22 protein-coding genes, 3 pseudogenes and 1 riboswitch are annotated in these 23,944 nt (G+C 32.2%); of the genes and pseudogenes, 3 read left to right on the top strand and 22 right to left on the bottom strand.

Annotated elements, in window-relative coordinates:
* Window positions 1–30: 30 nt before the first annotated feature.
* Window positions 31–528 (top strand): PadR family transcriptional regulator, encoded by a 498-nt coding sequence (locus tag AC3WVZ_RS11535; RefSeq protein ID WP_000289127.1) that lies wholly within the window; start codon window positions 31–33, stop codon window positions 526–528.
* Between the two features lie 113 nt (window positions 529–641).
* On the opposite strand, the gene AC3WVZ_RS11530 is transcribed toward AC3WVZ_RS11535, so the two are convergent.
* The 6 genes and pseudogenes from AC3WVZ_RS11530 to AC3WVZ_RS11505 all read right to left on the bottom strand — a co-directional run bounded on the left by AC3WVZ_RS11530 (window position 642) and on the right by AC3WVZ_RS11505 (window position 6,042).
* Window positions 642–797 (bottom strand): DUF1540 domain-containing protein, encoded by a 156-nt coding sequence (locus AC3WVZ_RS11530; protein ID WP_000046095.1) that lies wholly within the window; start codon window positions 795–797, stop codon window positions 642–644.
* Between the two features lie 70 nt (window positions 798–867).
* Window positions 868–1,552: pseudogene (locus AC3WVZ_RS11525) on the bottom strand (CatB-related O-acetyltransferase).
* Window positions 1,542–2,825, bottom strand: coding sequence for an MFS transporter (locus AC3WVZ_RS11520; protein WP_000106396.1), 1,284 nt, complete (start codon window positions 2,823–2,825; stop codon window positions 1,542–1,544). Before AC3WVZ_RS11520 ends, AC3WVZ_RS11525 begins: the two are co-directional and overlap by 11 nt.
* 267 nt (window positions 2,826–3,092) lie before the next feature.
* Window positions 3,093–4,328, bottom strand: a complete 1,236-nt coding sequence (locus tag AC3WVZ_RS11515; RefSeq protein WP_079004362.1) for a cytochrome P450 family protein — start codon at window positions 4,326–4,328, stop codon at window positions 3,093–3,095.
* A 159-nt stretch (window positions 4,329–4,487) separates the two neighbouring features.
* Window positions 4,488–4,892 carry a hypothetical protein gene (locus AC3WVZ_RS11510; protein WP_000282687.1) on the bottom strand — a complete coding sequence of 135 codons (405 nt, stop codon included), beginning with the start codon at window positions 4,890–4,892 and terminating at the stop codon, window positions 4,488–4,490.
* 145 nt (window positions 4,893–5,037) lie between these two features.
* Window positions 5,038–6,042 (bottom strand): DUF1835 domain-containing protein, encoded by a 1,005-nt coding sequence (locus AC3WVZ_RS11505; RefSeq protein WP_233936375.1) that lies wholly within the window; start codon window positions 6,040–6,042, stop codon window positions 5,038–5,040.
* Window positions 6,043–6,251: 209 nt separating this feature from the next.
* On the opposite strand from AC3WVZ_RS11505, the gene AC3WVZ_RS11500 reads away from it, so the two are divergent.
* Complete coding sequence (locus AC3WVZ_RS11500) at window positions 6,252–6,464, top strand: hypothetical protein (protein ID WP_000362067.1); 213 nt, start codon at window positions 6,252–6,254, stop codon at window positions 6,462–6,464.
* Window positions 6,465–6,792: 328 nt separating this feature from the next.
* Here the strand turns inward: AC3WVZ_RS11500 and AC3WVZ_RS11495 are convergent, their stop codons facing one another.
* The 13 genes and pseudogenes from AC3WVZ_RS11495 to AC3WVZ_RS11435 form a co-directional block, all read right to left on the bottom strand.
* Window positions 6,793–6,996, bottom strand: coding sequence for a hypothetical protein (locus AC3WVZ_RS11495; RefSeq protein WP_000878369.1), 204 nt, complete (start codon window positions 6,994–6,996; stop codon window positions 6,793–6,795).
* A 120-nt stretch (window positions 6,997–7,116) separates the two neighbouring features.
* Window positions 7,117–7,533, bottom strand: a complete 417-nt coding sequence (locus AC3WVZ_RS11490; RefSeq protein ID WP_000905568.1) for a DUF3995 domain-containing protein — start codon at window positions 7,531–7,533, stop codon at window positions 7,117–7,119.
* Window positions 7,534–7,678: 145 nt separating this feature from the next.
* Window positions 7,679–8,443, bottom strand: coding sequence for a DUF3959 family protein (locus AC3WVZ_RS11485; RefSeq protein ID WP_000732188.1), 765 nt, complete (start codon window positions 8,441–8,443; stop codon window positions 7,679–7,681).
* 206 nt (window positions 8,444–8,649) lie between these two features.
* On the bottom strand, window positions 8,650–11,037 hold the full coding sequence (locus AC3WVZ_RS11480) for an RNaseH domain-containing protein (RefSeq protein ID WP_079004364.1): 2,388 nt from the start codon (window positions 11,035–11,037) through the stop codon (window positions 8,650–8,652).
* Between the two features lie 311 nt (window positions 11,038–11,348).
* Window positions 11,349–11,834: a hypothetical protein gene (locus AC3WVZ_RS11475; protein WP_002041181.1), complete on the bottom strand. Its 486-nt coding sequence runs from the start codon at window positions 11,832–11,834 to the stop codon at window positions 11,349–11,351.
* A 209-nt stretch (window positions 11,835–12,043) separates the two neighbouring features.
* Window positions 12,044–12,175: pseudogene (locus AC3WVZ_RS11470) on the bottom strand (site-specific integrase); the annotation flags it as partial.
* 152 nt (window positions 12,176–12,327) lie between these two features.
* The gene (locus tag AC3WVZ_RS11465) at window positions 12,328–12,624 is read right to left on the bottom strand and encodes a heterocycloanthracin/sonorensin family bacteriocin (RefSeq protein WP_142408467.1); all 297 of its coding nucleotides are present in this window, start codon (window positions 12,622–12,624) and stop codon (window positions 12,328–12,330) included.
* A gap of 558 nt (window positions 12,625–13,182) precedes the next feature.
* Complete coding sequence (locus tag AC3WVZ_RS11460) at window positions 13,183–13,446, bottom strand: DUF3937 domain-containing protein (RefSeq protein WP_002082716.1); 264 nt, start codon at window positions 13,444–13,446, stop codon at window positions 13,183–13,185.
* Between the two features lie 397 nt (window positions 13,447–13,843).
* On the bottom strand, window positions 13,844–14,533 hold the full coding sequence (tenA, locus tag AC3WVZ_RS11455; protein ID WP_000144509.1) for a thiaminase II: 690 nt from the start codon (window positions 14,531–14,533) through the stop codon (window positions 13,844–13,846).
* Window positions 14,534–14,660: 127 nt separating this feature from the next.
* Window positions 14,661–14,766: riboswitch (TPP riboswitch) on the bottom strand.
* Window positions 14,767–14,839: 73 nt separating this feature from the next.
* The gene (locus AC3WVZ_RS11450) at window positions 14,840–15,754 is read right to left on the bottom strand and encodes a D-alanine--D-alanine ligase (RefSeq protein WP_100651729.1); all 915 of its coding nucleotides are present in this window, start codon (window positions 15,752–15,754) and stop codon (window positions 14,840–14,842) included.
* A 4-nt stretch (window positions 15,755–15,758) separates the two neighbouring features.
* The gene (pdxR, locus tag AC3WVZ_RS11445; protein WP_233936374.1) at window positions 15,759–17,207 is read right to left on the bottom strand and encodes a MocR-like pyridoxine biosynthesis transcription factor PdxR; all 1,449 of its coding nucleotides are present in this window, start codon (window positions 17,205–17,207) and stop codon (window positions 15,759–15,761) included.
* An 89-nt stretch (window positions 17,208–17,296) separates the two neighbouring features.
* A complete protein-coding gene (locus AC3WVZ_RS11440; protein ID WP_053564405.1) occupies window positions 17,297–18,322 on the bottom strand; it encodes a homoserine dehydrogenase in 1,026 nt (341 codons plus the stop codon).
* 87 nt (window positions 18,323–18,409) lie between these two features.
* A pseudogene (locus AC3WVZ_RS11435) lies at window positions 18,410–19,650 on the bottom strand (esterase/lipase family protein).
* Window positions 19,651–19,929: 279 nt separating this feature from the next.
* Here AC3WVZ_RS11435 and AC3WVZ_RS11430 point away from each other — a divergent pair.
* The gene (locus tag AC3WVZ_RS11430; protein ID WP_001165490.1) at window positions 19,930–20,271 is read left to right on the top strand and encodes a DUF3914 domain-containing protein; all 342 of its coding nucleotides are present in this window, start codon (window positions 19,930–19,932) and stop codon (window positions 20,269–20,271) included.
* Window positions 20,272–20,336: 65 nt separating this feature from the next.
* On the opposite strand, the gene AC3WVZ_RS11425 is transcribed toward AC3WVZ_RS11430, so the two are convergent.
* The 3 genes from AC3WVZ_RS11425 to AC3WVZ_RS11415 all read right to left on the bottom strand — a co-directional run bounded on the left by AC3WVZ_RS11425 (window position 20,337) and on the right by AC3WVZ_RS11415 (window position 23,757).
* Window positions 20,337–21,008: a lipoprotein BA_5634 family protein gene (locus AC3WVZ_RS11425; RefSeq protein WP_000744467.1), complete on the bottom strand. Its 672-nt coding sequence runs from the start codon at window positions 21,006–21,008 to the stop codon at window positions 20,337–20,339.
* A 69-nt stretch (window positions 21,009–21,077) separates the two neighbouring features.
* Window positions 21,078–23,012, bottom strand: coding sequence for an ABC transporter permease (locus AC3WVZ_RS11420; RefSeq protein ID WP_000144161.1), 1,935 nt, complete (start codon window positions 23,010–23,012; stop codon window positions 21,078–21,080).
* Window positions 22,987–23,757, bottom strand: coding sequence for an ABC transporter ATP-binding protein (locus tag AC3WVZ_RS11415; RefSeq protein ID WP_000404284.1), 771 nt, complete (start codon window positions 23,755–23,757; stop codon window positions 22,987–22,989). Before AC3WVZ_RS11415 ends, AC3WVZ_RS11420 begins: the two co-directional genes overlap by 26 nt.
* Window positions 23,758–23,944 lie beyond the last annotated feature (187 nt).

The following is a 23,944-nucleotide window of genomic DNA, read 5'->3' as shown; positions in this document are numbered from 1 at the left end:
GAACTTGAGAAATATATAAGGGGGATTTTTATGTACGTTGACATTTTACTACTAGCAGAATTAACGACAGGACCAAAACATGGATATGAAATTAAAAAAAATGTTCAAAATCGTTTAGGTGAAAATTTCGAATTAAATCACAACATGCTTTATCCTGCCCTTCGGCGCTTTGAAAATATGGGTGCTATAACGAAAAAAATACATAAACAAGTCGGAAAACCAAACCGAAATATGTACGATATAACAGAAACAGGAGAAGAAATTTTTTCTGAAATGTTACGAGAGTTTCCCGAAAAACTTGCGACAAACAATACAGAATTTCTTGTTCGTATTGCGCTATTTGAAAAACTTGACTATGAGGATAGAAAAGAGATTTTGACTGTACGTCAAAACGTACTATATAATCAGCTTACTGCTATTCAGTCTCTAGATGTTACCTCATCTTTTATTACTGAAGTCATTGAATTTAGTAAATCACGAATTGAACATGAATTGAGTTGGATTACATCACTTATGAAAAAAATATGAAAAAAATATGAAAAAATAACAAGAAAAGTTAAAAAAAATGAATGAAAATGATATTTATTATCAATACTATAATTAATAAAAGGGCAACCACGATTTGGCTACCCTTCAAACATTTATACTTCTGGATCGAAAGTTTTGCAATCTGTTTCTTCCGTTGTAGATGCATGTTTACCTTTATGACTTACTACGTAAATTGCCTCTGCACTACATTTATTACCGTTCGCCCAAAATTTACAGTTATTTACTTCACATAAAACGTCTTGTGCCATAGTATCACACCTCCTTGTTCTATTATCATTAACAAAATTCGGAGGTATGATACTCTTTGTCATGCATTTTTTATTCCCTTTTTAGCTTTCTTAATGGTTCAATATCTCCTCGTACAATCACATCTATATTTTCAGTTATTTTTTCAATGTCAAAATGCCACCATTGAATTTGTAATAATTCTTCTATTATTTCATTTGAAAATCTCTCTTTTATTTTATTTGCTGGATTTCCACCAACAATTGTATATGGTGCGACGTCTCTAGTCACAACAGATTTAGCTGCAATGATTAATTGTATATGGTGCGACGTCTCTAGTCACAACAGATTTAGCTGCAATGATTGCACCATCTCCTATTTTTATTCCGGGCATAATAGTTGTGTCCATACCAATCCAAACGTCATTTCCTATAACTGTATCGCCTTTGTAAGGTAAATCAGACAAACTAGGTGTATACTTCTCCCACCCATTTCCAAAGATATTAAATGGATATGCCGAAAATCCATCCATCCGATGATTCGCTCCGTTCATAATAAAGTTAACTCCAGATGCAATACAACAAAACTTTCCAATAATAAGGCGATCTCCAAGAAATTCATAATGATGTAATACTCGATTTTCAAATGTTTCTCCATCTTTTGCATCAAAATAAGAATAGTCACCAACAAGTATATTAGGTTTTGTTATTATATTTTTTATAAATTGAACGTTTTGATTTCCTTCAATAGGGTATTTAACATTTGGATTAGGATTCATTTTGTACGGCACTTCCTTTACCACTTATTTCACTTTCTACCGCTATTACTGGCTTTAAATTGTATATAGGTAAAATAAACAATAATCCAATTATAAAAAGTAAAGCCGTCCCTTCATACATCATACTTAATGAAAACATCTCTTTTAATGAACCAGCTATACTCATCGTTACTACCATTGAACCGGTAAAAAGCGGACTTAAAATACCATTTACACGACCTATAAAATCGGTATCGCTATTTTGAATAATAAGCGTATTAATACCAATTTGGATACAAGGAAGAGCTAAACCACTAAAAAGCTGCGCCGTAAGTGTCACCCATAAATTTGTAGAATATCCTATAATGCCAATACCAATTGCTTGACCAAGCATACCGATAATTAACATCTTTTGCGGAGCAACATTTTTCGCAAATACCATTGCTAATGCTCCGCCAACAATCATTCCCGCACCATTTACTGTTAGTAGCCACTGTAAACTCTCTTTTGATAATCCTAGCTGCTCAGTCACAATAAATATACCTAATGGTTGAATTAATCCTATACCTAGTCCTGCAGCCATAAAGCAAAGCCCTAGCAAAGTTAATGCTTTTTTCTTTTTGACATACTTAATACCATCCTTCATCTCCTGCAGCAGAGTGATATCTTTCTTTTCTACGTCGTTTTCAAGATCTTTCGGAAGAAATAACAATACAACTGCCGCAAGTAAAAACGAGATTCCTGTTATGATGATTGAAATATAAATTCCAAAACTATGAAAGATAAATGTCCCTAGAATTGGTCCTAATACCATAAATATTGCAAATATCGTTTGATATATAGACATCGCTAATTGAATTTGTTCCGTTGATAAATGTTGTTTAAACAACTTCATTCCAGATGGTTGTGAAAACTGTGAAAGGATTGCAGAGATGAGTGTCACAAAAAACACAATTTTCCACGTTCCAAACATAAGCGTAATTAATACAGCGAATACTGAAATGGAACTTAACGTTTCACACCATATCATTGTCTTCTTTGGCTTCCACCTATCAGCAAAGGTACCGCCAATAAATGAAAAAATAAAAATTGGAGCGAATTCAGCAACTGAAATCATAGAAATAGCAAAAGCATCACCTTTTGTCATTTCCATTACATATAGTAATACCGCAAAGTTTCGAACCCATATTCCTATTTGTAAAAATAATGCTGATGCTAAAATCCCTTGTACAAACCGATTTTTTAATACTTGTGATACCCCATTGTTTTGTTTCGTTACTACATTTGTCGACATAAAAAAGCCTCCTATTTCATGTTCTGAACAGGAGGCAGCACAAATCATATAAAAAGACTATATATTCGCAGAGCGAAATACATCCCTTTTCTATAAATGTACAGACTAACCCTATTCAGAAGAATATTTCGTTTTTTAACGAAGATCTCTTACAAATAGAATTAGTTGATCATTGGGATGTCTTCACCCTTCCGTTTCGAATTTAAATAACACATACATACTCTATGTAAATCATTTTCGATGTATGCATGTCTCCTTTTAACTATTCTAGAAAGTTAAAGGTAATTCCTCTAAAGAACGCATTAAATAGTTACCTTGCCATTTAATTTCTTCACGATTCCCTTTTATTTGTAGTTCAGGCATTCGATTAAACAAAGTAGTAATAGCAATCTTTGCTTCTAACCTCGCAAGTGGAGCTCCTAAGCAGAAATGACTACCATGACCAAAGGCAATGTGACGGTTGTTCTCCCGTGTAATATCAAATATTTCTGGATTTTCAAATACTGTTTCATCACGGTTCGCTGAAGCCAATGCAATAATAACCATATCTCCTTTCTGTATTGTTTGATGGTGAATTTGAAAAGGTTCCGCTGCCCATCTTGCAGTTGTAACCTCAACTGGAGAATAATAACGCAATCCTTCCTCAATAGCCGAATCAATTAGTTTGGGATTATCTTTTAATAACTGTAATTGATTTGGATTTTCAAGAAGTGCTAATACCGTATTTGTAATTAAATTCACTGTCGTCTCATGTCCTGCGACAATTAATAGCATTATCATTGAATATAGTTCCCGAGCGCTAAGTTTATGCCCTTCACTCTCTGCAAGTATTAAAGCACTCACCAAGTCTTCTTTTGGCTCTTTTCTTTTAATATCAACTAAATATTGAAGATATGTAATAAACTCAGATAGTTGTTTTTCGGTCTCTTTTATTTCTTCAGGTATTTCTGGTGATGCAATAACAGCATGAGACCAAATTCTAAATTTCGCTTGATCTTCTTTTGGAATACCGAGCATTTCACTTATTACAATGATCGGTAAAGGGAATGAATAATCATCCACAAGATTTAATGTACCTTTTCGCTCTATATTACTTATCAAATCATCTGCTATTCTCTGAATTCTTCCGTCTAATTGTGCAATCATCTTCGGTGTAAAAGCTTTTTGAACTAAAGATCGTAAACGACTGTGGTTAGGTGGATCTGAATTTAGCATATGTGTTGTTAAGTGGTCACTATTATCAACGGAAAGATACATGTTCTTTGTATCTTGAGAAAATACATTTGTCCAATCTTTTTTTAAACGATTATCTTTTAAAAGTGGCAGAGCATCTTCATATCTAGTAATGAGCCATTCTTTACCGATTTCAACTTGGTTTACAAATAATATAGGTTGTTTTTTTCGCGATTCTTTATAAATTTCATACGCATCTTCTTTAAATTGAGCTGAAGCTAAATTAATGCCATCCTCTATGCTTAACCCAACTTTGTTTTTCATTGACATTGTATTCCCTCACTCTCATTTGTTTTTGAAAACCGACCAACATATGCATTATACTCTAATAAAAACGTGAAAATTGTAAATTTTTAATCAAAATCTTACTTCGTATATTGAAAAATAAAAAAGTGAGAAAGTAAAATCGTTTCACTCTCCCACTTCTCTTTATGCGAAGCACATAAAATTACTAATTTGTTGATAGCGATAACTTACTTTACGACGACGACCACCCTGCCAAGTGTAACCTGATACTCCGTTTCTTCTCACTTCAGTCGGAAAGAACCATAAATCTCTTCCAAAAGGCCCAGGACGATGTAAACGTAAATAGCCCCATCTTCCTAAACAGTTACACATCCATGATTTCATATTGCCTGGTTGTGCCGGAGAAGCAAATGTAGACGGTAACGATGGCGCTTGTGACGGTGGTGGTGACGTTGGAGCATCCTCCGCATCATCTGGTCTGTAATCTTCTTGTTCAATATCTCTCACTTCATTTGTAGGTTCATACCCGTAGTTTTGTGGATTATAATACATCGCTTGATCATATGGATAATTTTGTTGGTTATACATATTAACAAATCACCTTCTTTTCATTCATTACCTTTATCATTCATATGTGATATGCCCTCTCTAGGAAGCTTATGTATAGCCCAAATTCAACTTAAAAAGCTCGTATTATTAAAAATACGAGCCTTTCAAAAATAGAATGTGTTTATTATTTCCTTAAGTTCACACTATAAAAACGCATTTCATCTAACGAACCTTCAAATTCAAATACTTCTTGTTTAATTAATTGTTTCAAGCGATATTCTAAGAATGTATCTCCAACCAATTGTTCAACAAGACCAAGTGCTTCACCAATTACTCTAGGAGCTTTGAGGAACTCTCGATCAGCACCCACACTTTTCGCGCATTCAATTATAAATTGATCAAAATAATCTTCTTGTACAAAATGCACTTCATTTTCTTTCCACACTCTTAAACATTCTATGCTTTCCGAGAATCTATCCCACTCATGTTCAAACTTCATTCGCTTCTCTTCAGTTAAATAAGGTAACTTTATAAAACTTTTTTGGAATAGAGCTAAACTTTCAGGTGGTAATTCTCCCGTTCCACGAATATCATACTCTTGTTTTAATATTTCTCTACTTGCTTCAGACGTATTAATAACTCGAATGTTTTTCTTATCCTTTAATTGTGCTATTACAAAACTTAGGCCTACATGTTCATGTGCATTATCAGCCTTCCAAATTGTAATAGGTGTTTCAACAGGAATAGTATGTAGTTCTTCTATAGTTGCTATAAATCTTGATAAATATTCTTCTTCAAAATAACTATCATAAGCAGTTAAGTTATTTATTAACCACTCCTGTCTTGCTAGTTGCCCCTCATTCGTATGCAACCTATATATCGGTCCAATTGAAAAAAATTCCGAAAAAGCAACAACACTCTCTTCAAATAATTCTTCTTGACTTAACATATATTTTAAGCAACCAGCCGTTGAATCATCAAAAGCAATATGTACGTGCGTACTTTCTTTTACATTCCTTTTATAAGTAGGATTACTTGTTAATTGTTTCGGAATATCCATCAAATTTTTAATTGTATCTTCACTATAGTTTTCTTCTAATAAGTTTAACTGTATGAGAATACTTTGAAGTAAATCTTTAGCCTCATCTTCGTACATATCCTCTACAGCATTTTTAATTTTATCTATCACACAAATCCCTCTATTCATTTCAAAAATAACGTAGATTATAGTGTATCATTTTAGTATAGTTCTTTAAAGTCAAATCCAGATTACTACAGCAATCTGGATTTTCAACAAAAGCTCTCCTTATATTTTTGAATTGCTAAATATTTTTACTTTGAAAATCCTTGTATCTAAATGTATAATTATATAAAAACAAAAATATAGGAGCTATATTTATGGATAAAGTACTTACAAATTATAAACATTACTTAAAAAATTGGAGATTTATATTTATTTGCATACTACCTGCTATTGCCTTATTCGTTACTTTCGATGTCATCTTTGAACTACTGTTTCATCAAAATTTCTACTTATCTAACTTAATTTCTGCTATCATATTATTTTTAATATTTATTAACGTTAAAGATAAATTTAAAATTAAAGGCTAAAAAACACTATTTCAAAATAGCCCTTTATTATTGCATCCTACTATAAAATAAGGCTCATAGTAGATTTTCATAAAAAATAAGAGCACCCTGCAATTAGCTGCTCTTATGTGATTAGAGGTTTTTTCTGAGTATTAAGTAGGACACGAAGATCTTGTCCTACTACATAATATATGCTTGTACTTATTATTTCGTGCATGTATTAAGCACCATGTTCAGGTACTTAATATATGCACAGTTATTGCTAAAAAATCTACTCAAAATTTCACTGCACAATTTCATATTTATAAATTAAAAAACATCCTCAATGGATGTTTTTTATCTAAAGATTTTAAGCTTCCATAAACTTAGCCGGTACACCAATTTTTTCAACTACAGAAGATATATTAGTAGGATTAATCATTACATTTTCAATACATACTAATTTATTTTCTAATATCCCATTCTCTGTAGTAATAAGTTCTTCAAACCGATCTAAAGTCATTGAGAATTTATGTTCACTTCCACCATTCATACTAACTTTTACATACTTCATAGTGTCACCGCCTTTCATAATAATTTACATTTCGACAAGAAGGCGCTTACATCCTTTTTATTTACTCTTAGATTTCTCACGTTTATATATTTTTTGAGAAAAGAAACTACTATTATTCACTCACAAAATTATTGCTAATAAGAAAGATAAAGATAAAAATGCACAAAGTGGAATATATAAACCGGTATCCATTCTTGCAAAGTGCGTATCTTTTTGTCGTTTAAAGATACCAAAATAGTTAAATTCACCAATTACTCTAATAGAAAAGACGATCATACAAATCCAGGAACCGACTTGAATAATAACATTAGGAACTGCAAAATGAACAATATTTGCTTGTTGCAACAAAATTATTGCTGCCATACTTAATAATAATGCAATGACCAATGTCATTCCGGCACGAGGTGTAAACGCCTTTTCCCCTGCTTTAGTTGGAATAACACTATTTGTCCCCCAATTACCTCCGAAAGCCCAATATACATGTAAAAAACTAACTAAGAATAATATACAAGCAGATATATATGTAATGATAAGCATTTTATCCTCCCCTTATTTCATTTTGGTTCCCACCTATAAAATATGCTGTTCCCCCCCACATTAGCAACCTTCATTTAATTACATAAAAAACCCCGTAATGATTTATCAATATTAAGATAAGTCATTACGGGGTTATTAAACCTCATTATGCATTATACCTATTTCTTCGGCGTTCCATCCTTGTTTGACCTTGAACTGCATTTTCTTTGTATGGATCTATTTGCTCTGTCATTTCATATGTTGCAACTGGTTCTTCGTACTTATACTCATGGTTCTTTTCTGGCATTTTACTTTTAGATTCTTTCCCACCAAACTTAAATAGTTTCATCTTTAATTTCGGCAATCTTGGAAGTCGAATCTTAATTGATAATCTTTTGCGTTTCTTTTTTGGTCCAAGTAGATTTATATTTTCTTGATTATCTTTCTCTTTGCGGTGAATGAACATCGCAAGTAATCCTCCTAATACAAGTCCTCCAATTAATAGTAATATATATACATAATGGCTTGTCATTAAACTCGTTATGCGTTCAAGTATGACTAACGACTGTACTTCTTTTATATCCCATAGTAAAGCGGCCCATAATGAGAATAAGCCCAAAGTAAGTCCATATGTACGAAAACGGAATAAACATGGAATTAACGCGACACATGCAGCAATTTTCGCATTTGCTATGATTGAACTTGTTGAAATATCCTGGTGCCAAATAACTAACAGTAATGTTATAAATGGCGCATACGCTATCCAGCTGCATATACGTGAATACATCTTTTTAGCAAAATAACTACCGAAACTAGTAAAAAATAAAAGCCCTCCAATATATATAGATTGTTCTAGAGGGATTTGCTTTGTAAGTCCTGCAATTGGAAAGAGGCCGCTCAATAGCATTAAGAGCACATCTAATTTCTTCACAATTCCCCATTCCTTTCAAATTTTTTCAATTAATAAAAATCTTTTTCCATATGATATAGTTTTTGTATTTCTAAAAAACATATTAATCCTGTCTGCACATAAAGTAAATATGTAAACGAAAAGATACTTGACAAAGGATATCCTTATTTACATAAAAAAATGACAAATCCTGATCGATATAACGAGCAGGATTTGTTTACTAGTATTTAAAGTAGAGTAATTGAATCTTTCTTTTCTACCTTTACTACATCTACATCCAATTCATCATCAAATTCTTTAAACTCTCTTGCATCTATGTCAGTAATATAAGTCTTCATTACTTTTTCCATATGTACGGAATATGTCATGTGTACATTCTTTTTCGAAAGCATACTAGAATTACAGCACATGTAATGTATCATTTTAGCGATATAATCCCTTTCTACAGGTTTTACACCCAATGGTAAAATTTCAAGTATATATCGCTGAAAAATCCCACTACAATTAAGTGAATATTCACCAGTGCTATAATACATCCCTTTTTGATCTGTATATAAGCCAATGCTATCTAGAGCATCATCAGATTCTATTACACCGTAACTTGGTACATCAAAACCTGTATTTATTCTAATAATATTTAAATTTGGAACCTTTAACACCTCTGGAACAATATCAGGTAAAATATCTGTATTAATTTCTTTATTTTGTAACTCTTTTATCCAATACCTTCTCAAATTTGCATCTACAATGAAATAAACTTGTTCATTTTGTTCTTTTGCATATTGTACAATTTCCATTAATGTTTCGGAAACATATTGTTTAAAAAGAGCTCCCATATCATTTCTCTTTGATGGTTGTGGTAAAAATGCATTATGTTTATTTATATTTAATAATACGTAATCAATCGTTTGCCACTCTGTACTCCCATATAATTTATATAAAATTTCTTTTCCTTTTATTTTTGAAAAAATAGGTAAGAAATCGAATTTCGATATTCGTTCAATTGATAAACTAACATATGTACAAGGTAAATTTATCTTATTCCAACTACGCCTCAAAAATCCTTTTTGTTCTAATAGACTAAAAACACTATTTACAATTGTTTTACGAGATACATTTTGTCCTATAAATAAATTAATAAATGTTGAAATACGGTTTGTTCGTGCAAATCCCTCTCTAATGATTTGTTTTGGATCAATTTTTTCGCGTCCATCACAATTTTTCATTGCGATTAATGCTAATGTCGCATCACTGCGCTTACCCGCGGTAGTATAGACAGCTTTCTTAACATCATCTACAAGATTTGTTTTATATTTTTGGCAATATTGCATTTTATATGGATTTTGTAACACCTTTTCAATATTGTATCTCACAATCTTTAATAACACTGGAAAATCTGTATTCAATACATACGAATTTTCACCAACTTTAGTCAAAACAATTTCGCTATCAAGTAATGCTTGTTCTATTTCCAGCGCTATATTTTCAGACCAAACTTCTAATGTTAATGTCTCTAATCCTTTTGGTGCAAATAAAGGAAATAATTCATTTTTGTTATTTGTTGCTACCTTTTTACATTCTGGAAGTATTGTGAAATAAGAGAATTTACGCTGAAATTCTTTAAATAAATACTCTCTTTCCTTTACTGTTATACCCGGTTCTATTTTAGTACCTTGAACTTTATAAATTCTCTCATTGTATGGAAATAACACCCTTTTATTTTCTCCTACAATATAATCTTTCGGATATTGGAGAATATGGTCTAAATCCACCTCTCCCCCTATTTGAAAATCATCTTTTAAATTTCTAAATATCTTAATCCATTTCATGCCGGTTGTAGCTTGTTGTATTTTTAGTTTTACAAACCGTATTTTTTTATTATTTGACGCAAACTCTGAGGTAGAAATCAATATCATGCCTCGTTTTCGTCTTAAAAGTAAAGGAATATCTGGATGATTATATTCTTGATAAAATCTCCGAATCCCTATTGAAATATTTAATAATGGAGCGTTCTCACCACCGCGGGTTATGCATTCGAATCGATATACATAGGAGAAAAAATCTTGTGTTTTTTCATCTTTTATCGGCCCTGACATCGCCTCACAAATATTTTGTGATCTAAGAGGGGAAAAATAGATTTCTTCTTCATTTGTATTTTCTAAATATATAGGACGCTCACAAAAAATATGTGAGATTAAAGCGGGCACCCACTTAGAATACGTTTCAATATCATGTAGTACTGGCAAATTAGAAATCAAATCGGATTGCCATTCATATTTTGGTGGTTCTACTAATCTATTTGGTTTCCAATCATGAATAATCTCATACCAACTTTGAAAAATATAATCGAGCTGCTCTTGTCTAATAGGTTCTTTCGATACAATCCATGGTGTATTTTCATTTAATACGTATGGGTTATGCTGAATAAACAATATATCCGAAAACATATCATACAATCTTTCATTCAAACGTTTCAACTTACTCGTTAATAAAAATGTCTTATAATGTATCTCTACGATGTCCAGCCATTCAATAGGAAAATATATAAATGATACCTTTTCATTTAAAAGGGGTTCTACTATATTTTCAAATGTTAGCAGCCTTAATTTTTTCATAAAATGATTCCTTCCTTTCTTCAGTTGTCTTGATTATCAAAAAGCTAGAACAATAGTTACTTAAGCTAATCCATTTAAACCAAGTATTTAAAAGAAACGTAAAAACTGTTTATCTACATAAATTATTATCGAACCGACTCTTTTAAAAATTCAAAGTAATTATCATGTATAACACCTCTATTATATTTGAATTTCCATACATTCGAATTATACATTATACTTAATGCATTGTACTTATCATTTACAATATCTTTACAAAAAAACCAAAAAAGAACACCTTAATTCGGTGCCCTTTTTACAAATATCAACCTTTATGTAATTGAACATATAGATAACAGTAATCCCCCAAATGAAATTGCTCCTAGTAAACCTACTACAACTCCTGTTAAACAAATACAATCAGCAAGACAAATAGAAGACTGCGATAATGGAACAAATGACCTACTTGTACTCGAACCATATTGTTTTATTTTCTCATAATTCACATCTAACATTAGATGTAAACATGTTACACCATCCTCAATAGTATGTAGAGGTTCTTTTTCTAATCGCTCCAATAATTTACTATCAAAAGCAACTGATAGAGGATACTGCTTATCTAATTTCATATTTTGATAAATTAGTTGCAAACGAGATAATATATTGTTTTTCTTCTTTTCAGATGTTACTGTACATTTCATTTTATTAAATTCATTTAATAACAGTGTCAATTCATCTCTTTTTCCGTATAAATCTTTAGCTATTTTTCTCTTTAGTTTATACGAATGGATAATAGATTTTAGTTCAATCATATTCATACACTTCCTAATTACATATTATTTACCCAATTATTTTATAGATAAACAGTACTTTTTAATCTTATTTAAATTACACTCAAGCATCTTCACTTACTATCGATTAACATTACATTAACCTTACAAAGTTGTAATGAATTCATTAGCTAGAAGGAATCAATCCCTAAACCAGACAGATATTTGATGATAAAACCATAAGAAAAAAGCAATGATTAGATTTTAAATCTAGTCATTGCTTTATCCATCACCTCTTGATTACACCTATATATCTTATTGTTACTCTTTCACTTGAATGACTGAATATATCCATTAATAATGGCTATATTCTTTGTCGGCAAGTACATATATAAAACTAATGTTTTTTAATTGATAAAGTGAAGCTTTAATCAGCTTTCACCAATCGGGCTTTTATGGACAGTCCGCCACCTAACTTCTCTTTGCTCTCTCTGAATTTTAAGGAAGATTTTATTGCCCGCAAATAATGGGATAAATGTAATTAATATTCATACGTTACAATAGTACCGGTAGTATCAGTAAAACCATCAAAACAGTTAGAGCAACCACCACAGCCGCCACAACCTCCGCAACTTCCGCAACCAAAACAACCGAAGCAACCAATACAACGGAATCCACCACAACGAAATCCGCCACAACGACCACAACCGCCACAGCGACGAGCAGCATCTTCAATATAGTAATATGGATATTGGTTTTGCTGGTCCCAATAGACAATATTTCCAGATCGGTAATCATTAAGACTTAGCGCTTGTAGTTCTTGTTGAAACTGATTCATTTTCATAACCTCCGTTTATAAAATACAACCTCATCGATGCTTCCCTATGTTTCTGTTCGTTACATCTAAGTAGGAATAGCGCTACAAACTAAGTTCAATACGTACACCAACAAAGTATGACTTATCACTAAATGATGCACCTTGTTCATATACCTATTTTTGCTATGGGCTCATTTTTATAAAGTGAAACTTTAATCAGTGGGGTTTTGTTCATCCCCTACCTAACTTCTTTGCTTCCGCTGAATTTTGAGGTGGGGGGCTTACTGCCCGGCAAATAGCGGGATAAATAAAAATTAAAAAATATGAATTCTAGCGTCATATCTTCATACTTACTAAGTTCAATTAATTTCTCAATAATTATGATGCCATGTCCTATATATTTCCGTGTGCTGCTTAGATTTTTCTGTACTGTAAATGGCTTTCGCTATAACACCTCCAAGTGACCGGTTTCTATGACAGATAAGAAATTCCTACAAAGAAAAAAGCCCTAATTAGGGCTTTTCATTCTATTTCTCCAGCAAAACTCTCTATGAAATTCCTAATAGAAAAAAGACACACTTAGATTGATGCGTCTTTTTGTGATGCCTCTTTTGTGAAATCATATAAAGCAATTGCGCCTAAAAGAACAAGTATACCTTGAGGAACATCTAGCAAAATGGTTTTCCAAATTTCTGGAATTACCCATTTAATATCTGCTGCTGTTTCAAGATATGTTTGGAAATAGCTGATTGTAAAATTAATTATCCCTAAAAATACAAACAACGATAAACCAAATCGAATTAATTTCTTATTTGTAAACATATAACACCTCTCAAAATTCATTGGATATTCCTGCTTTTGCTTCTTTATATTTCCATATATTTATATCTAATTTTAACACATAAAGAACTCAAAAAAATACGATATGCATATTTGCATATCGTATTAACAACATTCCATGATAATTTAGGAATTCCTGCGAAGAAAAAACAACTCCGTTACAGCTAATAGCTCGGGTTTCTTTTCTTATTTAACTTCATACCACCAACATTTACGTTCTTTAATTGTAAAATAAATGTGACAGAAGTTTATCCAGTTAATGCGTAGACAAGTAAATGAGCTAAATTATCGATATTCTATTTCGCCATATCCGTAGCACTAATAACTTTACGCAAATTTGACAAGAAAAAATATATAGATAGGTATGATCCAGACCTATCTATAACATTACTTCTATTCTTTATCCAATTACGTCTTTTACGTCTGTATCCACTGGCCACTTTTCTAATGTATAAGCCATTTCCCAAAATGAATATTCATATTGACTGCTAATAATAAAATGCTGTTTCATACGTTTGCGGTCTGCCTCTGTTACTTTTTCAGCGATAGTATCTAAACGTGTAATTTGTTCTTCAACTAGCGTACGGAACCAATCAGATCCATAAGCAGAAATCCATTCGTTATAAATTGGCTCTTCCGGCTGGCACTCTTTTAAGCGTTCGCCAATTTCATAATACAACCAATAGCAAGGTAAAATTGCTGCAATGATATCTCCTAAATGCCCTTCATACGCAGCACGATACATATGTGAAGTATACGCATATGCAGTTGGCGCAGGAATAAAATTATCTTTTTCTTCTTTCGTTATCCCTAGTTTTTTAGCAAAATTCTCATGTAAAGATAACTCTGCTTCATATGTATTTTGAGCATGATGTGCCATACGAGCTGTCGTCTCTAATTCAAGAGCTTTTGCAGCTCCTAAAGTTTGTACTCTAGCAAAATGACTCAAATAATATGAATCTTGAAGCACATAATAACGAAAACTAGCTAAATCTAACGTTCCTTCACCAAGTTTTTTTACAAAAGGATGGTTAAAACTCGCTTCCCAAATTGAATCTACTTCTTTACGTAATGATTGTGAAAAAGTCATTTAAATCCCTCCAATAATGTATAAAATATAAGTATTTATCCACAATTATTAAAGCTGTAAAATAAAAAAACTTTCTTTACAGGCGTAAAGAAAGTGAAATTGACAGTATTTATTTACTCATTAAATAGCAACGTCTTTCCCACTTCCCTACGCTGGCATTAACCAGATCAGGTACTAAGAGTCTCAAAATCACATTTGATCTCAGCCTATAAAAGGCCCCCCTAGTGGATAAATATTTTGTTTTTATAATGTATTCATCATAGCATACTTCGTGAAACTGTCAAAAGAATTCGTTATATAATCTCCTTAAAACCCTTCTTCATTTCTAACTTTTAATGATGTTTCAATAATCATATCTAATAGTTTGCTATAACTAATCCCCGCTGCTTCTGCACTTTTTGGCAATAAACTTGATTGTGTCATCCCTGGTAATGTATTAATTTCCATTACATATGGAATTCCGTCCTTCACCATCATATCAACTCTTGCATAAACACTACACTTTAATGCTTTATAACAAGCAAGTGACGCTTTATTTACACGTTCCTTAATTTCTGCTGGAAGTTCGATAACTTCCTCAACTGTACTAGTATCATCATATTTTGCATTATAGTCAAAGAACTCGGCTGCATGTCGAATTGAAACTATAGGTAACTGTTTTCCATCCAGAATTGAACATGTAATTTCATCACCTTTTATATACTTCTCAATTACTACTTCAGAATCCCATTCGAATACAGTTTCTAGCATTGAGATCAATTCATTTTTATTGTAAACGATTTTCACTCCGACACTCGATCCGCCAGAGTTTGGTTTTACTACTAATGGAAATCCTAACTTATCTAACTGGTCAAGCTTTAGATCCTCCATTTTTGTAAGTTCAATCCAATCTGGTGTTTCTACACCTTCATAACGTAAAATCTTTTTCGAAATATTTTTATCCATACATATACTGCTAGATAACATATTACTTCCGCTATAAGGAATCCCTAAACTCTCCAGTGTTCCTTGAACTGTCCCATCTTCTCCGTATTTTCCGTGTAATGCGAGCAACGCAAAGTCAATGTCTTTCGCTTTTTCAATTAAATCCATTTTTTCATTTAATGTAATTGGAACTATTTCATATTTATTTTTATCTAAATGAGCAATCATTTCATTCCCCGTCATAATTGAAACTTGTTTTTCAGACGATACCCCGCCCATAATAACACCGATTTTCATTTTCTCAACTCCAAATTTCATTTTTTAATGTATCACCAATTATTTTAATTCCCCGAACTATTTCTTCTTCTTTCAAGCGCGAAAAACCTAATCGGAAAGTGTTCGCTCCTTCTCCATCAGAGTAAAAAACATCTCCAGGTGAAAACGTAACGCCTTTCTCATAACACTTTTGTAAAAGTGTGCGGGCATTCATATGCTCTTCTAGCTCTATAAATAAATGAAGTCCACCATCTCCAGTCATTCTTTTAAAAGGAATGTACTGGTTACATGCCCCGACAGCTAACTCATATTTTTTCTTATAAACAGATCTTGCCTTTTTTAAATATTTTTCAAAATATCCCTCATGTAAATATTGAAACAGAACAGCTTGATCTAGCGTAGATGTGTGAATCGTTCTTGCTCTTTTTACGCTTTCTAAATAATGAATCAGCTCTTTATCTGCAATAATCCAGCCTACACGTAAACCAGGGAAAAGTACCTTTGAAAAGCTACTAATATAAATCACATTATTGCCAGCTCCCGCAAAAGTTAATAATGGAGCTAAATGTGAACCTGAATAACGTAATTCTTCATTAAATCCGTCCTCTATAATAGGAACCTTGTATTTTGAGAATAACCTCATCAATTCCGTTCTTTTCTCTGAACTCGTAACAATACCGGTTGGATTATGATAAGAAGGAATTAAATAAGCAAAATCAAAATCTTTTTCACGCAAACTTTTTTCAACTTCATTCGTATCAATACCATCCTCATGCATATCAATCCCATGAACTTCAAGTCCATGTAAACGGAAAAGCTTAAGTGCAGCGTGGTGAGTTGGATTCTCACAAATGACACGCCCGGATTTTTTTGATAAAGAAGAGAGTACAATATCCAACCCTTCTGTAAATCCATTTGTAATTAGAATATCTTTATTCGAAATGTCTACACCTTTCATTTCCATGTAATGAAGTAAATAATTCATTAACGGTCTATATCCCTTTGCATATCCGTAGTTCAATACGATGTCCCCTTCAATGGACATACGAGTAAGAAAAGCTCTTTTGAAATTTTCAACATCAAATAGCTTCTCATCCGGGGCTATACTATTAAAAACAATCATTTCCTTTGCCCAACGAACACCATGTTTCATTAAATCTAATTCGTCCGCTAATGCGGTCACTGTATTAAGTTTATTTTTCCAATCTATTTCAACAGACGAAGTGTTAGATATATCCACCTTCGCAACAAAGTTCCCTTTTCCTTTAACTGCATAAATGAGTCCTTCTTGCTCTAAATCTGCATAAGCAGCGAGTACAGTGTTTCTACTCACACTTAGTAATTCACTTAGTTCCCTTGTTGATGGGATTTTTTGATCCCCGAGCAAATGCCCTTTCATAATCATCTTTTTCAAATAGTCTTTTAATTGAATATAAACTGGACGATCTTTAACAACTTTAAAATCCTTAAACAATTCCTTACCCCCTGCAATCATTTTTGCATATTTATTTCATTCTCAAAAGGTCCACGACATATGTATTTTTTATAAAGGGCGGTACGGTCTTACAAATCTTTTCGATATAAGTTAATTACATCTTTTAAAGCTGCAGCTGCAGCGCCTCGTGGATTAGAAGCCCCACCAATTGTAGTAACTTGTCCCATCGTATCTGTAAAGAATGTAATTCCTTTTTCGGTCCCATTTACATTTGCTAACGGATGATCTTTTTCTATTTCGCACGGTTCAACATTTAAATTCACATTGCCACCCTCATCCTTATATATTGATGCTATTAATTTAATAATTTTATGTTGTTCCTTAGCGTTTTGTATTTGCTGTTTTGTAACGTGCTCAATTCCTTTTATATGTATATCAGTAAGTGTTTTCTCTGTTTCCATTAAGCTGTTAGTCAAAAGTAACAATTTACACGCACTATCTGAACCACTTATATCTAATATAGGGTTTGTCTCAGCAATCCCTTTATTTTGTGCTTCTTTCAGCGCTTCTTCAAATGTCATATCTTCCTCATACATTTTCGTAAGAATATAATTAGTTGTTCCATTTAATATTCCTTCTATTTTATCAATACTGCAACCGGCTAAACTAAATTGTCCGATATCTAGTGTCGGCAGTGCAGCGGCTGTTGCACCGCTATATCGAATTCGTACATTTGCGCCTCTTGCTGCTTCATTTATTTCTCTCCAGTTTGTAACGAGCGCACCTTTAGAAATTGCTACTATATCCATCTGTTTCTCAATCGCTTGTTTCATATATTGTTTCCCTGGATTTCCATCTTTAAGATTTGTAACCGTTGATTCTACCAATACAGTACCACTTATGCTAGTTATTGCACGTTCCTTCGGATGATACTCTAAATATTTTTCAATTGCAGCGGTACCGCCACCATACATCAATAAATGATGAAGAGATAAGCCTTCTTCATTATGTATTGCAATATTTCTCCCTAATACGCCACTTACAACTAATTGAATCCCATATGTTTCATATATATATGAATATTTTTCATTTAATAATTTTATAAACTCTCTGCCTACTGTTCCGTATCCTGATAATACAACTTGAATTTTCATAATATCCCCCCATATTTTTCTACCAAATCCCTCTTTCAATATAATATAAAGCGCTCTCGAATTCCATCGAGAGCGCTTTATTATTACCTATTTCGGTAAACGTGATAGCTTTTCAGCAATTGTTCTATAAAACTCTTGAATGCTAGAAAAACCTAACGAGTCTGAAACACTTAACCCTACCATGTCGAGATGGTCCCAATTCGCTTTCGTTTCGATATGATTCCATTTTCCAACCTGTAATGACTCATTATTATTTACAGCAACATTAGAAGATGGTGCAATCATGGAATTTGTATTTACTACACCATCATTTTGCCACCAAGAAGTATCAACTAGCGGACGGTTTTCTTCATATCTCGCATAAGAACCTAAGAAAAATGCATTTCCCATTAACACTTTATTCATCGTTATATGAGGCAAATGTAAACCTGTTATAGGTGCTGCTTGTGATGCATGTCCACTATAGGATAAATAATACACATCTGGTTGCGTCTTTACCCAATTATTTAACTCCTTTGCACCATCTGTACTTAAATCCCACTGACTTATATCTTTTGTATTTTTCCAAAGTGAACTATTTAGAATACGATTACTATATTGGAAAAAGGACTCTCCAGCATTCTTCTTTATACCCCATTGATCCAATTTAAAATCATATAATGTAAATTATTGTTTCCTCCAAAGCTTGCAGCTGTAATGAGTAAATCTTTAACAAACGGCAGTAGAAGACTCCCATCCGCAAGTGTTGTACCGTTGTGAGGGGTTGCTAATGTTGTAACACTATGAACATATGATTTTCCGCCTTCAAATAGTGGTGATATTTTGGTGTTTGGGTGATTTTTCACATAATTCTTTTCTTCAAGACTACCTTCTTTTAATAGCTGTACTAATGTTCTAATCGTTTGTCCACCCATGCTATGTCCAACTAAATGAACTTTATTTGTTTCACTCCAATTCGGCGCAAAACCACTATAAGTTCTGCCAAAACGATTATGTCCATGTTTCTCAGCATGGACTGCACCATAGTCTACTGTCCCACCGCTAATTTGTGCATACAATTCACATGCACGATCCCAGTTACTAGAAACAGGTCCAACAGCTGCGGTATGTACCGTATAACCATTTCGTTTCAAATCTTCCTGTATATCATGAACACCACCCCAATATTTTACGCCAAGCATTTCTTCTCTACCCCATCCAGCAAATCCATTCACCAATATGATAGGATAATTATTTTGTTGCCTCTCTTCAGCGTATGATATTTTCGCTGCGAATGAACATACGGTCACTAATGCAAAAAAACATATTTTTAAAAATAACTTCCCCATACTTTCTCCCCCCTAATAAAACGTTTACATTTTTCTTTTTAACTAATTAACAGAATAATTTAACAACTTAAACATAATGTAAAGTATTTTATATACTTTGTATATATAGAAAACATATACAAATGTTGATAAATATTAATTCAAGTAAATATTTACTTTTTACAATATAACTTGTAAATCTATTTATTTAGATTTATAATTAGATATAGTTTCCTCATGTTAAAAAGATTTAAAAACCATAAGAAAACTAATCTCATTGCTTGAAAAGGAGGAAAAATCATGCAAATCGGATCAAATATTCATACATTGTCTCAACCTACTAAAATAACTCCATCTCATCTTGAGCATAATACCATCTCTTCTACTAAACTTGAAAGTAAGAAAATAAATGATCCTATCAAGTTTGATATTCGTTTATCTGAAAAAGAAATGAAACAGCCTGAGCATAAATTTAATGAATTAGATTTATGGAAGATGCTAAAAGATAAAGGTGTTCCTTTATGGATTATACTTGAAATGCTACAAAAGGCTCGTAAAGAAAAAGAAGCACAAAATAATTCAGTTCAAAATTCAAATGCGATTGAAGAAACGAGTGAGACTCGATTAAATGAAGTAATGTAAGTTATTTAAACGGTATTAAAAAGAGCTCGAGGTTGATAAAGTATCCATCAACCTCGAGCTCTTTTTTAAGATTTTTCTCCAATCGTTACAAACTGAATTGATACCTCATCTCTATAACCTTCAATTAACTTTCTTACTTTTACTTTTTCATTAATCAACGTATTATCTGTCGATATTTTAGGGTTTTCATCACCTAATGACTTTTTCAAGTGTAGAAGTTGCATATTCGTTTCATTTGCTTTTATTTCTTTATACACACTATTTTTCGCCACAACGATATACCATAGTGCTCCATAGTCACGTTTATTGCCAAGCCAAGCATCACTACCATATGTAACAGGTATCTTGTTTCCTTCTATTTCAATACTTTTTATATTCTTTTCTTCTTCATTTATAAATAATAGGGAACTTTCTTTTGGAAAATTCGGCAACGTATCTAACGTTTTAGAAAGGGATGCTTGATCACGTTTACGAAAAAGCTTTGCATTCATCATCGCTTGTGCAGTAGATTCATTTATTATCAGAACCCTTTTTTGGTCAAATCTACCTGTTTTCACTGCAAAAGCTTCCTGTTCTTTCGTGTTTTCCTTATAACGATTCATAATTGCTCCAGTATGATTCTCATCTCCAATGATTAACACACCGTTAGCTGGAAATCTGTTTTCGTTTTTAGAGCATGCACTTACACTTAATAACAATAATATACTTAATATGAAAATAGATAATTGTTTTTTCATCACAGTTCCTTCCATAACTTCAAATTGTTTTTTTACATGCTTTTCTGCAATCTTACTTGCTGATTTTCTCTATTGTTCCATTGTCTTATGAAGCTTTTGTAAATAACGCCAACGAGTTATAAAGAAATATAAAACTTGTATACATATAAATGAAATTAAAATGACGATAGAGCTATTTAGAATAGAAAAATCGACTAATTGTTGTAATGCCATATAAGCGACTACAGTATGTATTACTGCAACGACAATTGGTAAGAAAAACATTAATAATAACTGTCTCGTTACAACTTTCTTTAGCTCCCGTTTACTTAACCCCATTTTCGAAATCATTTTATACTGCTGTTGATCACGATTCAAATCAGTATATAATCGGAAATAAATAAAACTAGCAGCAAATGTGAAGAAAACGATTCCGACTAAAACACTAGCCATAAGTAATAACCCATTCGTTTGTTTTGCACTTAACAACTCTATTGTTAGTGCTCTAAATTCAAAATGTATATCTCTAGGTTCTTGATCAAATATATTATTTAATTGGTTTGAAACCTCTTTCGTTTTTATCCAATCATCTACAACAAATCCGTAAGTACGATATTGAATAATATCTTCATTATCTGGACCACTATTCAGTGGAATTCCATCATATACATGATCTTGAATAGCAATATATATCCCTTTCGTATCATGTGGCAAAACTAAATTATCGACAGTTTTTTTCACATGAAATGTCTTTGTCCAATCGCCTTGAATGACTTCAATATTCTTCTTATAATCACCATTTTTAAATTCTTGTTTTTGTGATACCATTCCAGGAATTAATAACATTTCATCTTCTTTTTCAATCGTTTCTTGTTGATACCCTAGTGCTCTCGCAAGTTCGTTATATTCACTTAATTTCATTACATATACATTACTTTCTGTATATATATATGAAGATGAAGCCATTCGATACGGAATATTAGCATCAGCCAGATGGTTTTTTATAATAGAGAGATGTTTATCCGCTATTTTGTTGTTTTCAGGAGCCATGTATAGTAATGTATACGGATTCGTCATCCTTACTAAATCTTTATTTCCAAGAGCAGCTGTCGTGCCAATTGCTGTAAAAGCAACTGCTGATATAATAGATACTATAAAAAACATTGTTGCATTATCTTTCATACGATAAATTAATTCTGAAAATGTTAGTATATTTGTTCTCTTTAAAAAGAAAGTTTCTCTCCTTTTAGCAAGGTGCAATATATAAACACTACACTGTGTATATAAAAAATACGTTCCTATAATTACTAGGAGCACACCTATTCCAAGCGTAATAAAATTAGTACTTGGTATGAAGCGAAATACTGAAAAATATCCATATCCTATACTAATTAAAGAAAGTAGCGATAATAAAACTGAAGATTTCGGTTCAGGTTTTGGCTTTTCCTCTGCTCGAATAAGTTCCACAAGTTCCGTTACTTTTATCATTTTAAATGTAAATAATGAAACAATTAAAAACAAGAAAAGAAATGTGATAACTGTTAATAATACAGCCCGCACTGGTATATAAAAAGGTAAACCATTATTAATCATTAATACACTTGCACTTATCAATAAGACTAGTTTAGAAAATATGAGTCCAATGAAAATCCCTATACAAATTGAACCAAGTCCAATCAACATATTTTCAATTAATAATAATTTCTTAAGCTGTCTCATTGACATACCTTGCATCATTAAAACGCCAAATTCTTTCTTACGCGTCTTTAAAAACGAACTAACTGAATATAAAATGAAGAAAAATGAAAATACAAAAATCAATCCTTGCGAAACTGAAAATCCCAATGTACCAAATGCACTTATTGTTGCACTTGTCGATTTCAACTCACCTTGTAAATCAGGATGAAATAATAAAAGAGCATACGTAAAGAAAATCATAATAGAAAATGCACTACTTAAAAAATGGGCAGCATATGTACGCTTATTACGAAAAATATTATTAAATGCGAACTGACGAAAAGTCATGCCTTTTCCCTCCTAACAAAGAAAGAACATCCATAATCTTTTGATAAAAGGCTTGTCTGCTTTCACCACAATAAATTTCGTTATATAGTTGACCATCTTTAATAAATACTACTCTACTGCAAAAACTCGCAGCATACGGATCATGTGTAACTAACATCATCGTTGCTTTTTCTTCTTTATTAAGAGTATCAAGCATCTCCATTACATCATTTGAAGATTTAGAGTCCAAGTTCCCTGTTGGTTCATCTGCAAGTAATAATTGCGGCTTATGAACGATCGCACGAGCGATTGCTGTTCTTTGAGCTTGTCCCCCTGATATTTCAAATGTTCTTTTATTCAAGATATCTGTAATATTTAACTTCTCTGCAATCTCTTCCAATCGCTTGTTCATTTCTTGCACGGAAACACCATCTAAAGTCATCGGCAATACGATGTTTTCTTTTACAGTAAGTGTGCTAAGAAGATTAAATGATTGAAAAACAAATCCTAATTGTTTTCTGCGGAATAACGCTAAATCTTCTGATGATAATTGGAAAGGATTTGTACCATTTATTAAAATTTCTCCCGATGATGGAGAATCAATAGTAGATACCATATTTAATAACGTTGTTTTTCCACTACCAGATGGCCCCATAATCCCTACAAATTCACCTTCTTGAATTGATAAATCAATATCAACTAATGCTTTATAAGGTACTTTCCCTTTATATACTTTACTAATACTTTTTGCATGTAAAATTTCCATGTATATTCTCCCTTCATTTGCACGTCTCATAACAGAGTGTAAATGAATTGTCTTACAGCTCATATTGATTCGTCTTTCATTTATCTTACACGCTTGTAAGTTTTCTAAAAAAACTGATAATAAAACTATTTTCAAACTAAAATTAGCGCATAACTATCTTATAATAATTGTATAGTAGTAGGAAATA

The organism is Bacillus sp. CPT56D-587-MTF (assembly GCF_058792335.1).
This window is presented reverse-complemented; position numbering and strand designations above follow the sequence as displayed.

Excerpts from the sequence above, each read along its gene's own strand:
- AC3WVZ_RS11535 (WP_000289127.1), top strand. The coding sequence starts at position 31 with ATGTACGTTGACATTTTACTACTAGCAGAATTAACGACAGGACCAAAA.
- AC3WVZ_RS11530 (WP_000046095.1), bottom strand. The coding sequence starts at position 797 with ATGGCACAAGACGTTTTATGTGAAGTAAATAACTGTAAATTTTGGGCG.
- AC3WVZ_RS11520 (WP_000106396.1), bottom strand. The coding sequence starts at position 2,825 with ATGTCGACAAATGTAGTAACGAAACAAAACAATGGGGTATCACAAGTA.
- AC3WVZ_RS11515 (WP_079004362.1), bottom strand. The coding sequence starts at position 4,328 with ATGTCAATGAAAAACAAAGTTGGGTTAAGCATAGAGGATGGCATTAAT.
- AC3WVZ_RS11510 (WP_000282687.1), bottom strand. The coding sequence starts at position 4,892 with ATGTATAACCAACAAAATTATCCATATGATCAAGCGATGTATTATAAT.
- AC3WVZ_RS11500 (WP_000362067.1), top strand. The coding sequence starts at position 6,252 with ATGGATAAAGTACTTACAAATTATAAACATTACTTAAAAAATTGGAGA.
- AC3WVZ_RS11495 (WP_000878369.1), bottom strand. The coding sequence starts at position 6,996 with ATGAAGTATGTAAAAGTTAGTATGAATGGTGGAAGTGAACATAAATTC.
- AC3WVZ_RS11490 (WP_000905568.1), bottom strand. The coding sequence starts at position 7,533 with ATGCTTATCATTACATATATATCTGCTTGTATATTATTCTTAGTTAGT.
- AC3WVZ_RS11480 (WP_079004364.1), bottom strand. The coding sequence starts at position 11,037 with ATGAAAAAATTAAGGCTGCTAACATTTGAAAATATAGTAGAACCCCTT.
- AC3WVZ_RS11475 (WP_002041181.1), bottom strand. The coding sequence starts at position 11,834 with ATGAATATGATTGAACTAAAATCTATTATCCATTCGTATAAACTAAAG.
- AC3WVZ_RS11465 (WP_142408467.1), bottom strand. The coding sequence starts at position 12,624 with ATGAATCAGTTTCAACAAGAACTACAAGCGCTAAGTCTTAATGATTAC.
- AC3WVZ_RS11460 (WP_002082716.1), bottom strand. The coding sequence starts at position 13,446 with ATGAATTTTGAGAGGTGTTATATGTTTACAAATAAGAAATTAATTCGA.
- tenA (WP_000144509.1), bottom strand. The coding sequence starts at position 14,533 with ATGACTTTTTCACAATCATTACGTAAAGAAGTAGATTCAATTTGGGAA.
- AC3WVZ_RS11450 (WP_100651729.1), bottom strand. The coding sequence starts at position 15,754 with ATGAAAATCGGTGTTATTATGGGCGGGGTATCGTCTGAAAAACAAGTT.
- AC3WVZ_RS11440 (WP_053564405.1), bottom strand. The coding sequence starts at position 18,322 with ATGAAAATTCAAGTTGTATTATCAGGATACGGAACAGTAGGCAGAGAG.
- AC3WVZ_RS11430 (WP_001165490.1), top strand. The coding sequence starts at position 19,930 with ATGCAAATCGGATCAAATATTCATACATTGTCTCAACCTACTAAAATA.
- AC3WVZ_RS11425 (WP_000744467.1), bottom strand. The coding sequence starts at position 21,008 with ATGAAAAAACAATTATCTATTTTCATATTAAGTATATTATTGTTATTA.
- AC3WVZ_RS11420 (WP_000144161.1), bottom strand. The coding sequence starts at position 23,012 with ATGACTTTTCGTCAGTTCGCATTTAATAATATTTTTCGTAATAAGCGT.
- AC3WVZ_RS11415 (WP_000404284.1), bottom strand. The coding sequence starts at position 23,757 with ATGGAAATTTTACATGCAAAAAGTATTAGTAAAGTATATAAAGGGAAA.